This is a genomic window from Emticicia sp., assembly GCF_049241225.1.
Classification (GTDB): Bacteria; Bacteroidota; Bacteroidia; order Cytophagales; family Spirosomataceae; genus Emticicia.
This window is the reverse complement of the sequence record NZ_JBMLRC010000356.1, coordinates 1-1,822: the sequence shown is the minus strand read 5'-3', so window position 1 is coordinate 1,822 and position 1,822 is coordinate 1. Positions and strand designations below refer to the sequence as shown.

General features: G+C 39.1%; 2 protein-coding genes. One reads left to right on the top strand and one right to left on the bottom strand.

Annotated elements, in window-relative coordinates; all coding sequences use genetic code 11:
- On the top strand, window positions 1-1,175 hold a 1,175-nt coding region (locus tag ACOVO2_RS18960; RefSeq protein WP_421768839.1), incomplete at its 5' end, for a TonB-dependent receptor plug domain-containing protein.
- A gap of 183 nt (window positions 1,176-1,358) precedes the next feature.
- Here ACOVO2_RS18960 and ACOVO2_RS18955 read toward each other — a convergent pair.
- Window positions 1,359-1,822, bottom strand: a 464-nt coding sequence (locus ACOVO2_RS18955) for a purine-nucleoside phosphorylase (protein ID WP_421771481.1), incomplete at its 5' end; no start/stop codon positions are given.

Below are 1,822 nucleotides of genomic sequence, written 5' to 3'. Positions count from 1 at the left end.
AAGTTTTTGCTGGTTTCTTCCCGAAAGATGCTGGTACCTTCAGCCGAAATAGCTATGCATTCTATTCAGACGTGGAGCTTGATGTTACAAAAGCATGGGTGGTTTCGGGAGCATTGAGATTGGAAAAATATTCAAACTTCACTCAAACGCCATTGAACTTTAAATTTGCTACACGCTATAAATTAACCGATAAAATTGCCATTCGTGGAGCAGTTAGTACAGGCTTTAGAGCTCCTTCGTTACAGCAAAGCTATTATTCAAAAACCAACACTTTGTTTGTTACGATAAATGGCGTACAGACACCAGTTGAAAGTGCTACGCTCCCAAATAATAGCCGAGCTGCTGCGATTTTGGGCATTCCTACGCTCAAACCAGAAACCTCTACCAATTATAGCTTAGGTGCTACGGCTCAATTAGGTAAATTAGAATTAACGGTTGATGCTTATCAGATTGCTATCAAAGACCGCATTATCTTAACTAATAACTTTACGGCCAATGGTGATGCCAATCTTGCAGCACAATTGACAGCTGTGGGTGCTAATACTGCTAACTTCTTTACTAATGCTATTGATACTCGTTCGAGAGGATTAGAGGCAGTAGCGGCTTACAGCACTAAAATTGGTAAGCATGGTATTAAATTTACCTTAGCTGGAGCATTTATTGATAATGAGGTAATCAAAGGTAGCGATGGTAAGCCAGCAATTAAGGCTTCTGAAACCCTCATCAAAAGTGGTCAGTTAGCTAATTATTTTAACCGTGAAGACCAAAGCCGCATCGAGGTAGCCAGCCCTCGCAATAAAATTACGGGAACAATCAACTATAAATTAGGTAAATTTGGTGCGATGGTTCGTATGGTACATTTTGGTGAAGTAGTTTATTTAGACCCAACAATCATTACAGAAGCTAATTTTGTGGTTAATGCTTTCAACAATAACACGCGTGAAACTTTAGACCAAACTTTTACACCAAAAACTACCACCGATTTAACGCTAAATTACCAAATTCATAAAGCAGCAAACATTGCGATTGGTGCGAATAACATTTTTGATGTTTATCAAGACGTACATAAACACTCAGGCAATATGTCTTTGGGTCGTTTTGTCTATTCACGTCGTGTGCAACAAATGGGCTTCAATGGTCGATTTGTGTTCGCTCGTGTCAATTTCAGTTTTTAAAAATTAGTAACTGAGTATAAGTAAAAAGCCCTTTGAGTGATAAACTTCAAAGGGCTTTTTTTATGGTTTTTTATGAATTCATTGGGTTTCATGATGTAAAAGAACGTCGGCAGGGTTTTACGTTAATACTCTCAATAACTTCATTTAAAACCTTTCTTGTTTAATGAACTACCGACACTACCCCTACAAACTCCCAATCAATTCCTTGATAATCAGTGTCATGTTTGGTTCGGCTTTGAAAGCTGCCGCTAAAATATTTTCGATTTCGGCTTTTTTGAGTGTTTCTGGAATACACATATCAGTAATAACCGAAATTCCGAAAACTGGTAAGCCCATCTGACGTGCCACTATTACCTCTGGCACTGTACTCATGCCTACGGCATCTGCTCCGAGATTTCTGAGCAATCTATATTCGGCTTTAGTTTCGAGCTGTGGGCCTGTTACGCTCACGTACGTACCGCTATGTACGCCCTCAATATCATTTTGCGTAGCAATGAGTTTTGCTTTTTCAATCATTCCTAAATCATACGGCTCGCTCATATCAGGGAATCTATCACCCATGATATTAGCTCCAACTAACGGGTTTTCGGGCAGAAACAAAGCAATGTGGTCTTCGATAATCATTAAATCACTTTCATGATACATCG